This is a genomic window from Gelidibacter sp., from assembly GCF_053579655.1.
The window spans coordinates 1-19,146 of sequence record NZ_JBMDWE010000026.1 but is presented as its reverse complement, the minus strand read 5'-3'; the positions used below and the strand labels follow the sequence as shown (position 1 = coordinate 19,146).

Genomic DNA, 19,146 nt, shown 5'->3' with positions numbered 1-19,146 from the left:
CTAATATTTACTCAACAACCACCTCGTCTTCTGCTTCTTTCCGGAAGCAAAAGCCACTCCTCCTTCAAAAGGAGGAGAAGTTTGGTTTGTAGCCTATTTTTAAAAATAACCGAATCAAACAGCTCCTTCCCTTTTTTCAAGGGAAGGTGTCTTCAATTCCAGAAAAGGAATTGAAGACGGAAGGGTTATAAATTAGAATCCAAAAAACATCTAGACAAACAAAAACCTCTCCGGTTTTCCTCCTACGCTGAAGCTTCGGCGGACACGTAAAACCTGAGAGGTTAAAAACATTTAAACTAACCTTCAATTTCCAGACTACAAAACTGGAATCTCAATCGCATTCAATTCATTCTTATAAACTATAATATCATCCTGAATCAACATGTTTTTCGGAGTAATTGCTTCGTCAAACAGGTTTTGGTAATACGCAATCCCTTCCAATAAATTACTCTTAAAAGCCGTCCATTTCTTGACGTTTTTAGCAGATAATTCATCCGTAAATGTCGCGATCTCATTTCTCAAATAATCAACATACATTTTCAATTCCTTGACAAACATATTTGGTCTGTAAGCATCCGAAAGTACGGATGGACCGCCATAAATATGCTGTGCCATTTGCAACAACGAAACTTCTTTGTCGAAATAGGCCAAATTAGGACCAGGACAAATCACCACCCCTTGCTGCTGACCTTTGATAGGAATATCATTTTCAAGGTAAGAGGCATTCGCTAAACCGACACAAAGACATGATTTTTCGGTAATCTTGTTTTTAGCGATTTCATACTTTGAGGCCACCATAGATTCTTTTCGCTCATCAAGTTCAGCCAATTTCACATCCTGATATTTTTTTGATGCCGTACAGATCCCTTCTGGCCCAAACTCCTTGCTCAAGGCTAAAAACTTTTTAGGACAAGAACTTCCTGCCTTATTATTATCAATTCGCATCTGTTTAAAAAACTCGTTGGAAGTTCCTTTTATGGTATTAAAAGGCACGCCTAATGGCGAAATATCACTCAAATATAAATCAGCTTCCTTTGCTCCCGCCATCAGTTTTCGAGTTGCATCATCTACCGAGGTGGCTTCTGGAACCAACAAGAAAGGCGTTCCCCAACCTACAGAATCAACGTCGTAGTTGTTAATTAAAAAATCGTGTTCGTCCGCAGTACCAACACCGCCTTGAGCCGAAATTTTTATATCCAAGGGCTGCTCTGGAACAAATAGTTCTTTATCAGCTAAAGCTTTTATAAAAACCTCATGGGTATCTTGTAATAATTCAGACTTTTTAGTTTTAAATTCTTCCAGAATAGGGCCAAATAAAAAACCTTCGGTTGCAAAAGCATGACCACCACAATTCAAACCAGATTCCACGCGATATTCAGAAACCCAAAGGCCTTTTTTTGCCAAGAATTTCCCTTGAATTATCGCCGACCTATAATCACTTACTTTTAAAATGATTTTCTTTTTTAAATAGCCGTTCGTATCGGGATAAAAATCGTTGAATTTCTCAAAATAACTATATAATCTCGGATTCATGCCTGCAGAAAGCACCACAGATGATTCTAAAGTACTGTTGGCAAAACCACGAAGCGCGGCATGCGCATCATTAAACTCAATAGACAGTTGTTTGGATTTAATAAAATTATCCTTGTCGATCTTGGTCATAATATTGACGTCAATTTCGCCAGCCGACAAATGAGTGTCTATATAATTTTTAATGGTTTCTTTAATAGCCACACCTTCTTCCAAAATCTTTGAAAGCCCTTCTTTTATGGTCGATTTATTAGGAAGCATGCTTATAAAATTATCTAAAGCCGTTTTGCTTTCTGACAATTCCTCCTTGAATTTTACAAATTTATCTTTAACAATCGTATCTACTAAATTCAAATATGCTGTGATACGTTTTGCACGATAATCTTCTACTTTTTGTGTGATTTCTTGGTAAGGCAAACTAAACTTTTGACTGTAAAAGGCATTCATTTTTTCCAATAGATCATCATCAATAATAGAAATGACAGACGAAATACCATATTGGGCAACACGAATGGGACTATCTATGGTATAGGCTAAACCCATAACAGGAATATGAAAAGTATGTGCTTGTTTGGATGTAATCATAATATGTGTTTTTTTAAAATAATCAAGCGCCAAATATCATACATATTAAGCGCTCAAAATGTGATAATTGTCATGTGATTTTAAATTTTAATTCCGTTAATTCCTTAAGATGAACCTAGGTTCAGATTATGTTATATTTTGATAACTTGAAACTTATAAATGATTGATAAATTAGATTAAACCACCTCGCCTCCAATTCCTATTCTAGAATTGAAGCCACTCCTCCTTAAAAAGGAGGAGAATTTAAGTTTATAGCTAATTTTTAAAAAACAGCAAAATCAAAGAATTCCTTCCCTCGGTCATTGAGCTTGTCGAAATGAAGGAAAGGTGGATTTAAGCCCAGAAAAGGGCTTAAAGACGGAAGGGTTTCAGATAGCAAAACACTCTAAATTAACGATGGAGACCTGACAGGTTTTGGAAACCTGTGAGGTTTGACAATTTAAAAATTACATTAAACCACCTCGCCTTCAATTCCTATTCTGGAATTGAAGCCACTCCTCCTTAAAAAGGAGGCGAATTTAAAAACAAGATCTAACTTACTTGGTGTGCTAAAAATGATAAAATGCATTTTCATAATGGGTTAATTCTTGTCTCGTTTTATTCTTCAACACGGCAATAATATCAAATCGTGTTTCTAAATCGATGTCATTTTCAATGATAAATGCATCCATCGCTTTGACTAGTAATTTGATTTTGCTTGCTGTCACAAATTCTTGAGGGTCACCAAAAAAGTCAGAGTTCCGGGTTTTGACCTCTACGCAAATCATCATATTGTCATGCTTTGCGATAATGTCGATTTCTGCTTTCTGAAAAAAGTAATTTTTGCACACAATCTCATAACCTTTGGAGAAAAGGTAGTCTGCGGCAAGTTGTTCGCCAATTTTTCCGAGTTCGTTGTGGTGTGCCATAATAAAATGAGTTTTCAGTATTCAGTTTTCAGTCGGCAGTCGGCGTTATGAAAAAAATTATCGTCACAGTCATTTTCATGACTTAAAGCTTAATCTATTATATTATCTTGCCATCACAATATCCACATCTACCAATCTGTAAATCTGATACATAGCCTAACATCCTACTAATGTAACAAAAGAAAGCACACCGAATTAAAAAACAAATTATTTGACCACTTGCTTTTATTTTTTATCGAAATTTGTAGTACAATTTAAAGTTACGAGATGCTGTTTTATCAAATTTTTGATCTGATGAGAACATAGTAATTTTAGGAATCTTTAAATAGACCACCACTCTGCATGTACAAAATAAAGAAACTGTATGTAGCCTTTTTAAAATTCAAAAGGGCATTTACTAACTACCCCTATAGAAAATTTAATCTTGTTGAAATATTGTTATTGTGGATCAATGAGCGCCTGACACGTTCGCAGTTTCTTATTCTATCTGGAATTTTAGTTGGTTTAAGCGCAGGGATGGCCGGCGTTATCCTTAAGGTCCTTGTACATCATATCCAATTGTTTATTAATACAGAAGTCCCTTTTCAAGAGCGTCTTTTTGTTTATGCCATTTTTCCATTGGTCGGGATTACGTTGACAGCATTGGTAGTGAAGTATTTTTTTAAAGGCGATGAAGACAAAGAGCTTGCGTTTGTTTTAAAAGATATATCACAAAACCAAAGCAAAATCAAATCAACCAAAATGTATTCGCAAATTATAGAAAGTGGTATTACAGTAGGTTTTGGAGGCTCAGTTGGTTTGGAAACGCCTATTGCTGTCACTGGCTCTGCCATTGGCTCCAACTATGCGCAACGTTACCGATTAGACTTCAAAGAGCGCACTTTATTACTTGCCGCCGGCGCAGCCTCAGGAATCGCAGCGGCATTTAATGCACCTATTGCTGGCATTATGTTCGCTTTTGAAATTTTACTTGTTGGATTAGTATTTACGGATTTCATTCCTCTAGTCATTGCAGCTATTTGTGGCAGCTTGCTCTCCACGATTATCTTAAATGAAGATGTTTTGTTCAATTTACGTGCTCGTGAATCTTTTAATTATGTCAACATATTTTATTATATCGCTTTAGGGATATTAACAGGATTTTATGCGCGTTATTTTTTAATTGTTGGACAGAAAGTACATCGCTTTTTTGAACGTTTTAAAAAACGTCTCTTATTAAGAGCGCTTGTTGGCGGCGTATTGTTGTCATTATTATGCGTTGCATTTCCACCACTATTTGGCGAAGGCTATCTCAATATTAAAACCTTACATCAAGGTCATGTTGATCAATTAATTCATGAAAGCCTATTTCGGTATTTTGAAAAGTCGCAATTACTGATTCTTGTTTTTCTGGCATTGACCACACTTTTAAAAGCCTTTGCTACCAGTATCACATTGAGCTCTGGCGGAAATGGCGGTAATTTTGCACCATCATTGGTGGCGGGCGGATTTTTGGGCTATGTTTTCGGGCTTTCTTTAGAAATGTTAGGCATGCATGACGTTCCAATAACCAATTTGATGTTGGTTGGCATGGCAGGTGTGATGTCTGGAGCTTTGTATGCACCATTAACTGCTATCTTTTTGATTGCAGAAACCAGCGGTGGCTATGATTTATTTATTCCTTTGATGACGGTTTCAGTCATTGCTTATGTGATCAATCGGTTTTTTTCGCCAATTAATCCGGCATATAATAAATTGGCTGAAGAAGGTAAGATTTTCACAACACGTCAAGATCAAAATATTCTGTCGCAAATCTCCTTAAAAGACTGTATAAATACTGCTTCTTTAGTACTCAGCACCTCAGAAAGCATGGACGAAGTAATGCAGAAATTTAGAAATAGCGATCAAAATAGCATGGCAGTGATTGATACTAATAATCAGTTTTTGGGTATTTTAAATAGAGAACATTTACGTCCTTATCTTTTAGGACAAAAACCGACTTCAGAAACAAGTGTAGGACAACTGGCTATTAACCCTTCATTCATCGTCAATCCCTCGGATTCCGTCATGAAGGTAACAAAAATGTTTGACGAAGCAGATGTATGGCAATTACCACTATTAGATGAAAACAAGAAGTTTTGCGGATTCATCAGCCGCTCGAAAATTTTGACCAATTACCGAGCCTTGTTGAGAGATTATTCAGAGTGACCTTTATTTATCAAAAACCACTGTCGATTGCTCTTTAGCAACCTTCAACTGAATATTTCTCCCAAAAATCAATGCTCTATTATCATCTTCGTGTCCTGCATGCATCTTAAAAGCAATTGGAAAATCATAATCCGAAAGAGCATCTAAAATCAACTGCTCAATGTTGCTTCCCCAAGGTGTTGTATTCTCCTTAACTTTCGAAAAGTCGCCCACAATCACACCTTTGCAATGATCAAAATAGCCAGCCCGTTTTAAACTTTGCAACATTCTATCGGTATGATATAAATGTTCGCCCACTTCTTCTATAAATAAAATTTTTCCAGATACATCATTGCTTGTTTTAGAACCTAACATGGTATGCAACAAGGTTAAATTGCCACCAACCAGCTCTCCAGAAGCATTTCCTACTCTATTATACTCTGATCCTTCCAAGGTGTAAGCCAAAGGCTTTCCGAAAATCGCGTCTTTAAAGGTCGCTACACTTTCTTCAATACCTTTCAAATCAACTGTAATTCCAGCGGCCATAATGGCATGGATCGATTTAAAGCCTTCGTTGTGCAACTGATTGTGCAATGCGGTAATATCCGAATAACCGATGACCCATTTTGGTTTTTTTCTAAATTTGGTGTAATCCAATTTATCCAAAACCCTAACGGTTCCATAACCACCACGTCCCGCCCAAATAGCGCTAATGGTCGGATCATCCATGGCTTTTTGCAAATCAGACCTACGCTGTTCATCTGTTCCTGCAAAATGATTGGATTCGGAAAACAGATTTTTTCCCAAAACGGAGTGCAAACCCCAACTCTTTAACAAATCCTGGGCGCGTTGGATATCTGCATTTTTGTTTTTCAAAACTCCGGAAGGTGCAACAATCGCAACGGTGTCGCCCACTTTTAAGTATGGCGGACGGACGAGCGTATGCTTTTTCATAGAGGATGTTTTTTGCTGTGCCGACAGATCCTGAATTCCAAAGACCAAAACAAGGCAACTTAATACGAGGGTAAGTGTGATTTTCGACATAACGTAAAAATACATTTTTTTTCCAAATGGAGGTCAAAATGCGTACTTTTGTAGCTTCGAAAAATAACGCGTCATTGCAAGCAAAACAAAGCCATCTGTCAGTTTATAATTACAATTAAAAATTGACGCCTCGGTTTGCGCTTCGCAATGACCTTACCTTAAAATTATTGATTGATGAATCATCCAAAACGATATACGATTACCGCAGCCTTACCTTACACCAACGGTGCCATACATATTGGTCATTTGGCTGGGGTTTATGTACCTGCTGATATTTACGCTCGCTATCTAAGATTAACTGGAAAAGATGTGGCTTTCATCTGCGGAAGCGATGAACACGGCGTTCCCATTACTATAAAAGCAAAAAAAGAAGGCGTATCTCCGCAAGATATTGTGGATAAATACCACGCGATCATCAAAACATCTTTTGAAGATTTCGGAATCAGTTTTGATAATTACTCGCGTACATCGGCGAAAATCCATCATGATACTGCACAGGAATTTTTCAAAACGCTCTATGACAAAGGCGAGTTTATTGAAGAAACCACCGAGCAACTCTATGATGAGGAGGCTGAGCAGTTTTTAGCCGATCGCTTTGTTACGGGAACCTGCCCAAAATGCGGCAATGAAGAAGCTTATGGCGACCAATGTGAAAAATGTGGCAGCAGCTTGAATGCTACGGATTTGATAAATCCAAAATCGGCCATCACTGGAAATGTACCAACATTAAAACAAACTAAACACTGGTTTTTACCTTTAGATAAACACGAAGCGTTCTTAAAAGAATGGATCTTGGTGGGTCATAAAAAAGATTGGAAACCTAATGTTTACGGTCAAGTAAAATCCTGGATTGACGATGGTTTGCGTCCAAGAGCGGTAACGAGAGATTTAGATTGGGGTATTCCTGTTCCTGTTGAAGGTGCTGAAGGCAAAGTTTTATATGTGTGGTTTGACGCGCCTATCGGCTATATTTCCTCAACCAAGGAATGGGCAGAACGCGTTGGAAAAGATTGGGAATTGTACTGGAAAGATAAAGACACCAAATTGGTACATTTTATTGGAAAAGACAATATTGTATTCCACTGTATCATTTTTCCAGCCATGTTGAAAGCCGAAGGCTCCTTTATTTTGCCGGATAACGTTCCTGCCAACGAGTTTTTAAACTTAGAAGGCAATAAATTATCGACTTCAAAAAATTGGGCGGTTTGGTTGCCAGAATACTTGGAGGATTTCCCAAATCAGCAGGATGTTTTACGCTATGCTTTAACCGCAAACGCGCCGGAGACGAAGGATAATGATTTTACTTGGAAAGATTTTCAGGCAAGAAACAATAATGAATTGGTGGCCATTTTCGGAAATTTCATCAATCGTGTAGCGGTATTAACCGATAAATATTATGATGGCATCGTTCCTGAACCATCAGAATTTAGTGCTGTTGACGAAGAAACGTTAGCCGCAGTAAAAGCCTATCCTGAAGTGATTTCAAGTTCCATTGAACGCTACCGATTTAGGGAAGCTAGTCATGAATTGCTGAATTTGGCACGACTTGGCAACAAGTATTTAGCAGATGAAGAACCATGGAAACTCGTCAAAACAGATGAAGCACGCACCAAAACAATTATGTTTGTGTCCCTTCAAATCGCATCAGCTTTAGCGACTTTAAGTGAACCTTTTTTACCGTTTACTTCGGACAAACTAAAAGCGATGCTCAATATCAATTCTGGCGATGCTAAGAATTCTTGGAATGATATTTCATCTAAAAAAGTGCTTCTCCCTACTGGACACCAAATTGGAAAAGCAGAACTCTTATTTTCAAAAATTGAAGATGATACCATTCAGGCACAATTGGACAAACTTATTGCGAGCAAAAAAGCAAATGAAGCGGCTAACCGAAAAGTAGAACCACAAAAAGAAACCATCACTTTTGAAGATTTCTCAAAACTGGATCTCCGTGTGGGCACGATAATATCCGCAGAAAAAATGCCGAAAGCCAATAAATTATTGGTTTTAAAAATAGATACCGGCATCGATATCCGAACGATAGTTTCTGGAATTGCTGAGAGTTTTACGCCCGAAGAAGTGGTAGGAAAACGTGTCACTGTTTTGGTCAACTTAGCGCCACGCACATTGAGAGGTGTCGAAAGTGAAGGCATGATTTTAATGACCGAATCGGAAGATGGGAAGTTAGTGTTTGTAAATCCTGACACCTCAACGGCGCTCAGTAAAGGCGATGCGGTTGTGCCTAATGGATTGCATATCAGCTAGATTGTTTCATTAATGAGATAATCTCCTTCAATAAGTTTATTATCTTTGACAATCAACATTTTAAAAGACAATGCCATGAGAAACATACTAAGCCTATCCCTTTTGATTTGCACGATCCTTGTCAGTTGTAAATCGCAAGACGTCTCTCAAAAGTCGTCCAGTAAAGCTGAAACATCACTTATTGGCAACAAATGGGTATTGACCAAACTCAATGGCGATATTGTGAATTTAACTAGCGATGAGTTACAGCAGCCTTTTATTAAGCTGAGTGAAAAAGATCACGGTGTTGGTGGCAATGGTGGGTGCAATAGTTTTGGCGGCAGCTATACCTTAACTGACCAACAGTCGATTTCATTCTCACAAATGATGTCTACCATGAGATATTGCGACGATCATGGTATTGAAGGTGTGTTTATGGGCAATTTGCAAAAAGCAAGCACTTTTGTCATCGTCAATAATGAATTGACTTTAAAAGATGAAAACGGCTATGTTTTGGCAACTTTTGAAACAGAGTCTTCCAAATTATAATAGATAATTTTATTCTTGAATTTTTCGACTATCATAACAACCTTCGTCTTACATAGGATTAAAGCCTTTATTTTCGCAGCCGCGTTTATCTTCAACGGTAATGCATTTGCTCAGGAACATGTTCTCAGTTTTAAAAACGAAAACTTATCCAAACGGCTTAAGAAAGACTCTTATAGCTTAACAAATACATTAAATCAGGACTTGGCGATCGTAATTACAGAAAGGAACAAGGTGTTTGCTTATCTTTTTGATGCCGATTTTAATCAAAAATCATCTCTTGAAATCGATGAGTTAAAAAACAAATACAATGATGTTATCGGATATAGCCTCGAAGGCTTAAAATATGACGTCCTCTTTTCAAATTCCCTAAAAGACAAGTTCTCCATCCTTACCATTGACTTTGCATCTCAGACGATGACTACTTCTGAAGTAAAAATTGATATGTCTGATGCGCTTTATATCGATGCTGTGAGTTACAAAAACAATCTATATCTTTTTACCACAGGCGACGATTTGAAATTAAACATCCTAGCGTATGATAAGCAACTCAATTTTAAAGTCGCAAAAACATTCACTTTCGATGAAGTCAAGGACAAGTCCTTATTAATACAAAGAAAAAATAAGATTGGCTCTTTCCGACTAGCGGTTGCACAAACCTCAGCAGTAGGTAAAATTGATCAGCATACTCCTAACTCTATTGACTTGGCCTCAAGGCCCAGCAAACTCTATCAACAGGACAACAAAGTGTATTTAACTTTTGATGACAAAGATTCGGGCACTTCGGTTTATGATATTGATTTAGAAACTTTTTCAATAGATTTTAAATCCTTCAGCTATCCGAAAGGAAAATTAGACGATTTTAAAAAGTATAACTCGTTCATCTACGAGGATAAGATTTTTCAAATAGGGAGTTCAAAAAAGGAAATGGGCTTTACAATTAAAAACTTTTCAGGAGAGTTGATCAAGGATTTCTACGTTCAGGACGACCAACCGATAGCATTTAAAAATTCCCCTTTTATACAAAAAGGCACGGCCCTACCTTTTATAGAGAAACGCGAATTGGAAGAAACTAAAAAATATTTAAGGAAGATAAGCCAGGGAGATCTTGGTATCACTGTACTTAAAAACAAGGAGATGTATTATATAACTCTAGGAGCTTTCAATATTATTCCAGCAACACCAACTTTATCGCCAATGTCCATTTCAACCATAAATCCAACGGTCAATTTAATGAATTCAACAGGTAGTACGGTATATTTCAATGGCATTAATTTAAATTACAATTCCTACATCGCCTCAAAATCTATCTATTTTAATGCCATTTTTGACTCCAACTTTAATCATCTCAAAGGGACGATTGAAGACAACTTATTTGACACGATAAAAACCTATCAAGATTCTCTAAAATACTCCACCGCCGAAGACGTTTTTTTTCATAATGACACTGTTTTTATTGGTTATTTTAATCTTATAGATAGCGAATACAAGCTCATAAAGTTTTAAAGCTTACGTCATGACTGTTAAGATTCGCTTAACAAAGCTCCTATTTTCCTCAAATTTCAATAATTTTAAAAAACCAAAAACTCAAAATATGAAATCTGCATATATCAACACCTTATGTTTAGCGCTTGTAATATTCGCTACCAGCTGTAATTCTCAAAAGAAAAATGAAACCCAAATAACAGACGAACAAACAGCAGAGTCTACGAGCGACAACAGTAAGACTTCTCTTGATTGGGCTGGCACTTACGAAGGTGAATTGCCCTGTGCAGATTGCGACGGCATCAAAACTGTTATAACCATCAATCAAGATAACACCTTTACCATTAAAGAAACCTATTTAGGAAAAGAAGCGAAGCCTTATGAAACCATGGGCACTTTTAAATGGGATGATAAAGGTCAAAAACTTATTTTTTCCGACCCTGACAGACACTCGTACTTTGTAGGAGAAAATATGCTGACTCAATTAGATAGCGACGGCAACAAAATTACTGGAGCTATGAAATCGCTTTATGTATTAAAGAAAATAACCGATAAATTGGTGGGCAAAAAATGGCATTTGGTAACCTTTAAAGGCGAAGATATCCAATATAAGGAAGCGAAATCTGAACACGCTTATATTCAATTTAAAGATGATTTCACAGTTATCGGTTATACAGGTTGTAACAATCTCCAAGGTGCATATGAGGTAGAAGATGCTCAAAAAATAAAATTCTTGCAATTACTTAACACCCTAAAAGCTTGTCCTGAAATGGAAATAGAAGCGGAATTCTTAAAAACAGTAAATGCAGCTGCGTCTTATGGCTTTGAAGATCACTCCTTAATAATGTACGATAAAGACCATCAAAAATTAGCCACCTTCAAGGCTGCTAATTAAAGCCAGTCCTCAAATAAATATTAAGAACTGTTTGAAACCTCAAACAGTTTTTTTTATCTTCCTATCTTTACATCCAACACTTTAAAGCCTATCCATGTCCTTGATTTCTTATATTATTTCTCAAACAAAACTTCCTGAATCTTCAGTTAAAAACACGGTCGAACTATTAAATGAAGATGCGACTATTCCATTTATTTCGCGATATAGAAAAGAGAAAACCGGTAATCTTGATGAAGTTCAAATTGGCGATATTGTAAAATATAAAGAACAATTTGAAGCGCTTGAAAAACGTAAAACAGCCATCTTAAAAGCGATTGAGGAGCAAGATGCCTTAACTCCAGAATTAAAACAAAAAATCGAGGCAGTACTGGATTTGACCACGCTCGAGGATTTATACCTACCGTTCAAAAAAAGCAGAAAAACAAAAGCAGAAACCGCTCGACAAAACGGCTTGGAACCTTTGGCCAAAATTATCATGAGCCAGAATGCTTCTGACCTAGAATCTGTGGCTTTCAAATATGTAAAAGATGGTGTCGCTTCCGCAGATGATGCACTGGAAGGCGCACGTCATATTATCGCTGAATGGATTAATGAGCGCACTGATTTCAGAAACAGCATTCGGCATCAGTTAGAGCGCTTTGCGATGATTTCCACTAAAGTTGTAAAATCGAAAGCAGACGATGAAAACGCTCAAAAATTCCGTGATTATTTTGATTGGGAAGAATCACTGAGCCGAATTCCCTCACACCGATTACTGGCCATCTTACGTGCCGAAAGCGAAGGCTTTATCAAAACAAAAATAGCCATTGACGACGAGAAAGCCTTAGCTAAAATTGAGGATCGAATGATTCGCTCCAACAACGACTGTTCAGAGCAAATTCAAATGGCCATTCAAGATGCTTACAAGCGTTTATTGCTGCCATCACTTTCAAACGAAGCACTTCAAACTGCAAAAACCAAAGCCGATGAATCTGCGATATCAGTCTTTGCAAAAAATTTAAAACAACTATTATTAGGTTCGCCCTTAGGAGAAAAACGCATTCTAGCCATTGATCCCGGATTTCGTTCGGGCTGCAAAGTGGTGTGTTTAGATGCTCAAGGTGGTTTATTATATAACGAAACCATTTATCCGCATCCACCACAGAACGATATGCTTGGAGCGATGAAAAAAATCAGCTCATTATCTGAAGCTTATCAAATTGAAGCTATTGCGATTGGCAACGGAACCGCCTCTCGTGAAACGGAAGCCTTTATCCGAAAAATCAGATTTAAAGATGACATTCAGGTATTTGTCGTCAGCGAAGCAGGTGCGAGTATTTATTCGGCGTCAAAAATCGCACGAGATGAATTCCCAAATTATGACGTGACTGTTCGTGGTTCTGTTTCTATTGGCAGAAGATTGCAAGATCCATTGGCCGAACTGGTTAAAATCGACGCCAAATCCATCGGTGTTGGGCAATATCAGCATGACGTGGATCAAACAAAACTCAAAAAAGAATTGGATGTCGTTGTGGAAAGTTGTGTGAATGCTGTTGGCGTGAACCTCAACACCGCCAGTACCAGTTTATTGAGTTATGTGTCGGGCATCGGGCCGAAATTAGCAGAAAACATTGTGAATTATCGCGAAGAACATGGTGCATTTACTTCTAGAAATGAGATCAAAAAAGTACCGCGTTTGGGCGCCAAAGCTTTTGAACAGGGCGCAGGTTTCTTACGTGTCAAATCGGCTAAAAACCCATTAGATGATTCTGCAGTTCATCCAGAAAGTTATGCATTAGTTGAAAAAATGGCCAAGGATTTAGGCAAGAACGTTTCTGATTTGATCGGCAATAAAACCGAACTTCAAAAATTGGATTTAAACACATACTGTTCTAAAGATGTGGGCTTACCGACGCTTCAGGATATTATCAAAGAACTGGAAAAACCAGGATTGGATATTCGTGAACAGGCGAAAGTGTTTACATTCAACCAAAACATCAAAACCATCAACGATTTAGAAGAAGGTCAATTGCTTCCAGGAATCGTGAATAACGTAACCAATTTTGGTGCTTTTGTAGATATCGGAATCAAAGAGAGCGGCTTGATCCATGTGTCCAATCTGTCAGATACTTTTGTTTCTGATGTGAATGCACACGTTGCCTTGCATCAACAAGTTATTGTTAAGGTTTTGGATGTGGACATTCCGCGGAAGCGCATTCAGCTTAAATTGCATAAATAATAAGTATAATAAACTTAGTATAAAAAAACCATCCCTCTAATACTTCTATAATTTGAATATTTAGAAGCGTTAAAAGCGATGGTTTTTTTTGTGTATTACGACTGTTTAGGCAGCGCTAACGTTATTTTTATTGTATTTATGCTTGTCAATAAACGCCAACCATTTTTCAGCACGTGGCATTTCTTCGTTTTGTGAAAAACCTTCATCTGTAGAATACAAGCTAATTTTCACTGGCGCAGCATTCGAGATAAATGTAAATTCTAAATCGAGTCGGGACATTTCAGAAAAATGCTTGTCTCCGTTTTTAAACTCTCTAGTTATTCGATTAATCACACATTTTCTGACATCATCGAGGTCAACTTTTTGAAATCTGGTTACTGAATCCATGATGTTGATGTAAATCAATGTGTTTTCATGATCATCATATCCGAAACAGGAATTATTCCAATATTCGACCACTGACAATTTCAAATTTTGTTCTCTGGCAACATCTAAAAATTTTTTCTTCTTTTTAGCTTTTCCGGATTTGTCCGCCCAGATAAATAAGGAAAAAGGAATTACGACGATAAGTATGACGACAAGCATCACGATATTTAAGGATAATGAAATCATTGTTTTTTGTTTTAAATTATAAGATAGACTGACATAGGTACAGCGGTGTACCTATCATATTTTAACTAAAAAAAACAGTCGTTCTATGTAAAACAATGAAAGGGAAAAATGATGGCTTTCACCGAAAAATTGACCACAATTTGCTGGCCAATAATATAATAGGAAAGCTCATAAAATAAAGGAACAGTAACGCTTTGGACGCTTTTTTCTTTCTGTGGAAAGGTTTTGGCTGCTGGCGTTTCATAAGTAGACGAATGATTGACATCTAAAACTGCGTCAAAAAATAAAGGCGTGCGCTCTTGCTTATCTGAGGCAGCAATACTGTCCACAGGGGTATATGATGCGCTAGGCAATGCCGTCAGATCAGTAGATCCCAACAACATCAACCATCCAAAAAAGCTAAATATGGCGCCTTTTAATGCAAACATCAACGTAATTTTATAGGACAAAGATAAGGATTGCAGTGTTAAAAAAATCTAATAAATTTTTGAAACTTTGCATGCGAACAAATTATCTAGAGATCAATCCAACAATTCTTTAGAATACTCTCAAGCTGTCTACAGTTTTTATTCGGCGATTCTTTTCTTCAAATCCATTCTTTCATGTAATATTCTTGTTATTTCTACATAGCTCTCGCTTAAAACCCTATAAAATACTATATGTCGATTTGCCTTGAATCCGAGAAGTTGCTTAGATATTCCTTCGTAGTTTTGACCTAAATCTGGATCTTCAGAAATCTCATGACAACTTGACAATTTGAAATTAGTTCATTCTAATATTTGACAACTTGTTTTTCCGACGAAACCTCAAAGTTATACTCCCAAATCTTTGATACATCCTCAACAGCTTTCTTTGTTAGCTTATATTCAGCCATTCGAGTGCATTTTAGCCTTTAAAGATTCAAGATGTTTTTTCGGGTCAAGGTCATGAGCTATTCCGCTGTCAATTCCTTCTTGAATTGCACTTTTTAAAGCACTCACTTTGCTTTCTTTCCTCTTCTAAGAGCCTCAATCCAGCACGGATTACTTCGCTAACATTTTTAAATCTTCCTTGACCTATGCTACTTTGGACGAATTCGTCGAAATAATTTCCGAGTGATATGGAGGTGTTTTTACTCATTTAATTATCTTTTAGTTCAAATGTACCAAAAATCGGGTTTTTCAAAATCTTTTTCAAATTACGCAGGACTTGATTTATCCTGTTTTCAAGCCGATATCTAAAATAGATTTTATAATTTGCGGCGACTGCGGGTCATAATATACTGCATAAACAACGAATCTCTGCCCAAGATATTTGCATATGCTCAAAATAGCGTACCATCCCATTTATAAACATCCACTACCGGAAGGCCATAGGTTTCCGATGCTTAAATATGAACTGCTTCCTGAACAATTACTGCATGAAGGCACATGTACCGAATCCAATTTTTTCAAGCCTACTATGGCTGAAGAACATCATATCCTAAATGCTCATACCCAAGCATATGTTGACGATTTAAAAAATCTGACGATTGAACCAAGAGCGGCTCGGAAAATCGGATTTCCTTTAAGTAAAATGCTCGTCCAGCGCGAATTCATTATTGCTGACGGCACTATCAAAGCCAGTAAATTTGCACTCAAATATGGGATTGCCATGAATATTGCTGGCGGCACACACCACGCATATTCCGATCATGGCGAAGCTTTTTGTATGCTGAACGATCAAGCTATTGGTGCACGTTATCTTCAAGAAAAAGGATTAGCCCATAAAATCTTAATTGTAGATTTAGATGTGCATCAGGGCAATGGCACCGCTGAAATTTTTGAGAATGACCCTTCGGTATTTACCTTTTCCATGCATGGGAAAAGCAATTATCCGTTTAAAAAAGAGCACAGTGATTTAGATATTGCGCTTGAAAACGATTGTGACGACGCTACTTACCTTTCAATTTTAAAGGACACCTTACCACAATTAATCGATTGGGAAAAACCAGATTTCATCTTCTATTTATGTGGCGTCGATGTCATTGCTTCTGACAAATTAGGAAAACTAGCTTTATCCATTGCAGGCTGCAAAGAACGCGACCGCTTTGTACTACAAACCTGCAAAGACCATAATATTCCAGTGATGTGCAGTATGGGCGGTGGCTATTCTCCCGACATCAAAATCATTATTGAAGCGCACGCGAATACGTTCCGGTTGGCACAGGACATCTTTTTTTGAAATTCCAATAAAAAAATCCCAAATTCCAATGGTTGACTATTGGAATTTGGAATTTCATATTTTTTGGGATTTGACTTTTATTTGCTTCCCAATAACAACAATTCATTACAGATAATTTCTGTCATATACTGCTTCTTGCCATCCTTATCGTCCCAAGAACGGTTGGTCAGTTTGCCTTCAATGGCGATTTCCTTGCCTTTTGCGACATACTTTTCCACAATCTCTACAAGGCCACCTTTAACGACAACATTGTGCCAATACGTGCGCTCCACTTTAGCGCCACTTTTGTCTTTATAGCTATCGTCTGTGGCCAACGAAAATTTCGCCATTTTGTTTCCGTCAGGAAAGCTTACAATTTCAGGATCTTGTCCTAATCTTCCAATCAACTGTACTGTGTTTCTTAATGCGTTCATGATTTCTAAAATTTAAAGGTTAAACAGTTAATACTATTGAATATCGTTCGGTCAATTCAACAATACAAAGATGCGAGGACTTCCAAATGTTATTCGGTTGTTAACTGTTTAAACTCGTTTGTAAATGCTTGTAAGCGTTTGTAAACGGATATAGCTTGTGATTTACCCTATCTTAGAATGCATTGAATGACGTAAACCTACAAGTCGTGAACACTACAAATAATATTAGTTCGGAAAATAACCGAACTTTTTTGTATATTTATATCCAATAATGAGACTAACCAATAAAAAATCATTAGAAAAGCTCAAGTGGAAGAATAGAGGAAATGTTCCTTTGGGTAATGCCATCGATAAATTGGTTAAAGATATTGAAGGCCACCAATGGAAAAACCAAACTGAAATAAATCAGACCAGACCAGATGCTGATTGCGTGCATAGTGATGGCTTTTATATATTCAATATCAGTATCCATAGGACAATGATTCTTATTGAAATTGATGACCAAGAAGCTTCAGTTGTTTGGGTCAGCACACATCAAGAATATGAAACCACCTTCAAAAACAATAAGAACACCATAAAGAAATGGTTAAAGTCTAACGAGTACATTTAACAAAAATCATGACAACAAAACTTGACATATCAGACTTATTGGAACATGGAAAAATTCAAAATGAATTAGATTTAGAAAGAGCCATGATTGCAGATCGAAGATTAAGAGTTCTTTCTAAAGAAGATCCCAAATATAAAGTCTTACGTAAGAAATTAAGAGACTGGATAGAAGACTATGAAAACAAAAACTGGTCTACTAACTCAAAAATATCTGAGGAGAAAATACAAGACAGTGATTTAGCTGAATTAATAGCGGAGAGAGAACGACAGTTCATTCAAAACAGAAAAGGGTTAATCAGAAAGAAACTCAAAAATTTAAATCTGACGCAACAAGATCTTGGCTCCGTATTGGGACACAATAGCAAATCCTATATGTCTGAATTAATGAATGGCATGAGTCCTTTTTCTTTAAAAGATTTAATTGTTATCAATCGTTTACTGAAAATAGAGTTATCTGATTTAATACCTACTTTTTTACCGGAATCCGACCAGGTAAGAATAAAAACTTCAATTGATAAGCTTGATAATCCAAAACTGAAGTTAAGCCAGGATGATTTTAAATTGTTGTAAATACTAGTAGCAACATGTCTAAAATTCATTACTGGTCTTTTTTTGGGGAAGCCTACAAAACCTCAGGATCTTGTTACGATTTTCCAATTAACATTCAAAATTTATTATTACAATAATGCTTTCTAAAATTTAAAGGTTAAATAGTTAATACTATTGAATCTCGTTCGGTCAATTCAACAATACAGAGACGCGAGGACTTCCAAATGTTATTCGATTGTTAACTGGTTAAACTTGTTTGTAAATGCTTGTATGCGTTTGTAAATGGATATGGATAATAATTATCTTATATTCGAGGAAACTAAATGTGGTATATACACTTGCTAGCTCCAGAAAAATAAACCGTAAATAAATGAACATTCGAAAGGTAAGTTTAAAAGATCTTGAAACTTTAAAAGACATCGGAAAACTAACTTTTGTTGAGACTTTCGCTTCCGTTAACAGCCAAGAAAACATGACGGAATACCTGGAAAATGCATTTTCGACCGAAAAACTTAAAGCCGAGCTGACCGACAAAAATTCTGAATTCTACTTTGCAGAACTTGACGGAAAGGCAATCGGCTATTTAAAAGTCAATGTCGGAGAATCACAAACCGAGTTAAAAATAAAAAATGCACTTGAAATTGAGCGTATTTACGTGCTAAAAGAATTTCACGGAAAAAAAGTAGGACAACTTCTTTACGACAAAGCTCTTGAATTGGCGAAAGAGAAACATGTAGAACATATTTGGTTAGGAGTTTGGGAAGAAAATCATAGAGCAATAAGCTTTTATGAAAAAAACGGTTTTGTAACATTCGACAAACACATTTTCATCCTCGGAAATGATGAACAAACCGACATCATGATGAACCTAAGAATTAATTAAAAAGCTAACTTACAACGTTATGCAAAATAATTACCTAGCTACCTTCTACTTGTAAAAAGAATAAGAAAAACAGAATGCTAAAATTATTAGTTTTTTTAGCCCTACTTCTTTCAACCATGCATTGGTACATTAAAACAAAGACTATGAAAAAAAACGTGATTTTATTTTTTGTATATCTCCTTTCTGGATTGTCTAGTTTAGTTGGGACGAATTTTTACGGTCATAAATTATATATTTGAATTATGGCAAAAAGATAC

General features: G+C 36.6%; 17 protein-coding genes and 1 pseudogene. 10 read left to right on the top strand and 8 right to left on the bottom strand.

Annotation, left to right across the window (positions count from 1 at the left end; all coding sequences use genetic code 11):
- Window positions 1-315: 315 nt before the first annotated feature.
- Together ACOH2D_RS13220 and ACOH2D_RS13215 are read right to left on the bottom strand one after the other, a co-directional pair.
- On the bottom strand, window positions 316-2,115 hold the full coding sequence (locus tag ACOH2D_RS13220) for a hypothetical protein (protein ID WP_348034885.1): 1,800 nt from the start codon (window positions 2,113-2,115) through the stop codon (window positions 316-318).
- A 548-nt stretch (window positions 2,116-2,663) separates the two neighbouring features.
- Window positions 2,664-3,023 carry a YraN family protein gene (locus ACOH2D_RS13215; RefSeq protein WP_348034886.1) on the bottom strand — a complete coding sequence of 120 codons (360 nt, stop codon included), beginning with the start codon at window positions 3,021-3,023 and terminating at the stop codon, window positions 2,664-2,666.
- A gap of 342 nt (window positions 3,024-3,365) precedes the next feature.
- On the opposite strand from ACOH2D_RS13215, the gene ACOH2D_RS13210 reads away from it, so the two are divergent.
- Window positions 3,366-5,210, top strand: a complete 1,845-nt coding sequence (locus ACOH2D_RS13210; RefSeq protein WP_348034887.1) for a chloride channel protein — start codon at window positions 3,366-3,368, stop codon at window positions 5,208-5,210.
- Between the two features lie 3 nt (window positions 5,211-5,213).
- Here ACOH2D_RS13210 and ACOH2D_RS13205 read toward each other — a convergent pair whose 3' ends face one another.
- Window positions 5,214-6,233, bottom strand: coding sequence for a S66 peptidase family protein (locus ACOH2D_RS13205; protein ID WP_449535522.1), 1,020 nt, complete (start codon window positions 6,231-6,233; stop codon window positions 5,214-5,216).
- A gap of 174 nt (window positions 6,234-6,407) precedes the next feature.
- Between ACOH2D_RS13205 and metG the strand changes: the two genes are divergently transcribed.
- The 5 genes from metG to ACOH2D_RS13180 all read left to right on the top strand — a co-directional run bounded on the left by metG (window position 6,408) and on the right by ACOH2D_RS13180 (window position 13,621).
- A complete protein-coding gene (gene metG, locus ACOH2D_RS13200) occupies window positions 6,408-8,498 on the top strand; it encodes a methionine--tRNA ligase (protein WP_348034889.1) in 2,091 nt (696 codons plus the stop codon).
- 75 nt (window positions 8,499-8,573) lie between these two features.
- Window positions 8,574-9,026, top strand: a complete 453-nt coding sequence (locus ACOH2D_RS13195) for an META domain-containing protein (RefSeq protein WP_348034890.1) — start codon at window positions 8,574-8,576, stop codon at window positions 9,024-9,026.
- A 201-nt stretch (window positions 9,027-9,227) separates the two neighbouring features.
- Window positions 9,228-10,529 carry a hypothetical protein gene (locus ACOH2D_RS13190; RefSeq protein ID WP_348034891.1) on the top strand — a complete coding sequence of 434 codons (1,302 nt, stop codon included), beginning with the start codon at window positions 9,228-9,230 and terminating at the stop codon, window positions 10,527-10,529.
- A gap of 88 nt (window positions 10,530-10,617) precedes the next feature.
- Window positions 10,618-11,403 carry a copper resistance protein NlpE N-terminal domain-containing protein gene (locus tag ACOH2D_RS13185; RefSeq protein ID WP_348034892.1) on the top strand — a complete coding sequence of 262 codons (786 nt, stop codon included), beginning with the start codon at window positions 10,618-10,620 and terminating at the stop codon, window positions 11,401-11,403.
- 94 nt (window positions 11,404-11,497) lie between these two features.
- Window positions 11,498-13,621, top strand: coding sequence for a Tex family protein (locus tag ACOH2D_RS13180; RefSeq protein ID WP_449535521.1), 2,124 nt, complete (start codon window positions 11,498-11,500; stop codon window positions 13,619-13,621).
- Window positions 13,622-13,726: 105 nt separating this feature from the next.
- On the opposite strand, the gene ACOH2D_RS13175 is transcribed toward ACOH2D_RS13180, so the two are convergent.
- The 4 genes and pseudogenes from ACOH2D_RS13175 to ACOH2D_RS13160 all read right to left on the bottom strand — a co-directional run bounded on the left by ACOH2D_RS13175 (window position 13,727) and on the right by ACOH2D_RS13160 (window position 15,352).
- The gene (locus ACOH2D_RS13175; RefSeq protein WP_449535520.1) at window positions 13,727-14,233 is read right to left on the bottom strand and encodes a hypothetical protein; all 507 of its coding nucleotides are present in this window, start codon (window positions 14,231-14,233) and stop codon (window positions 13,727-13,729) included.
- 83 nt (window positions 14,234-14,316) lie between these two features.
- A complete protein-coding gene (locus tag ACOH2D_RS13170; protein ID WP_348036343.1) occupies window positions 14,317-14,661 on the bottom strand; it encodes a hypothetical protein in 345 nt (114 codons plus the stop codon).
- A gap of 138 nt (window positions 14,662-14,799) precedes the next feature.
- Window positions 14,800-14,988 carry a type II toxin-antitoxin system RelE/ParE family toxin gene (locus tag ACOH2D_RS13165; RefSeq protein WP_348036344.1) on the bottom strand — a complete coding sequence of 63 codons (189 nt, stop codon included), beginning with the start codon at window positions 14,986-14,988 and terminating at the stop codon, window positions 14,800-14,802.
- A 111-nt stretch (window positions 14,989-15,099) separates the two neighbouring features.
- A pseudogene (locus ACOH2D_RS13160) lies at window positions 15,100-15,352 on the bottom strand (type II toxin-antitoxin system ParD family antitoxin).
- A gap of 180 nt (window positions 15,353-15,532) precedes the next feature.
- Here ACOH2D_RS13160 and ACOH2D_RS13155 point away from each other — a divergent pair.
- Window positions 15,533-16,435 carry a histone deacetylase family protein gene (locus tag ACOH2D_RS13155; RefSeq protein WP_449535519.1) on the top strand — a complete coding sequence of 301 codons (903 nt, stop codon included), beginning with the start codon at window positions 15,533-15,535 and terminating at the stop codon, window positions 16,433-16,435.
- Between the two features lie 77 nt (window positions 16,436-16,512).
- On the opposite strand, the gene ACOH2D_RS13150 is transcribed toward ACOH2D_RS13155, so the two are convergent.
- Window positions 16,513-16,848, bottom strand: a complete 336-nt coding sequence (locus ACOH2D_RS13150; protein ID WP_348036347.1) for a single-stranded DNA-binding protein — start codon at window positions 16,846-16,848, stop codon at window positions 16,513-16,515.
- A gap of 271 nt (window positions 16,849-17,119) precedes the next feature.
- Between ACOH2D_RS13150 and ACOH2D_RS13145 the strand changes: the two genes are divergently transcribed.
- The 3 genes from ACOH2D_RS13145 to ACOH2D_RS13135 all read left to right on the top strand — a co-directional run bounded on the left by ACOH2D_RS13145 (window position 17,120) and on the right by ACOH2D_RS13135 (window position 18,889).
- Window positions 17,120-17,458, top strand: coding sequence for a type II toxin-antitoxin system HigB family toxin (locus ACOH2D_RS13145; protein WP_449535518.1), 339 nt, complete (start codon window positions 17,120-17,122; stop codon window positions 17,456-17,458).
- A gap of 8 nt (window positions 17,459-17,466) precedes the next feature.
- Window positions 17,467-18,027: a helix-turn-helix domain-containing protein gene (locus tag ACOH2D_RS13140; protein WP_348036349.1), complete on the top strand. Its 561-nt coding sequence runs from the start codon at window positions 17,467-17,469 to the stop codon at window positions 18,025-18,027.
- A gap of 349 nt (window positions 18,028-18,376) precedes the next feature.
- Entirely contained in the window at window positions 18,377-18,889 is a 513-nt protein-coding gene (locus tag ACOH2D_RS13135; protein WP_348036350.1) for a GNAT family N-acetyltransferase, read from the top strand.
- Window positions 18,890-19,146 lie beyond the last annotated feature (257 nt).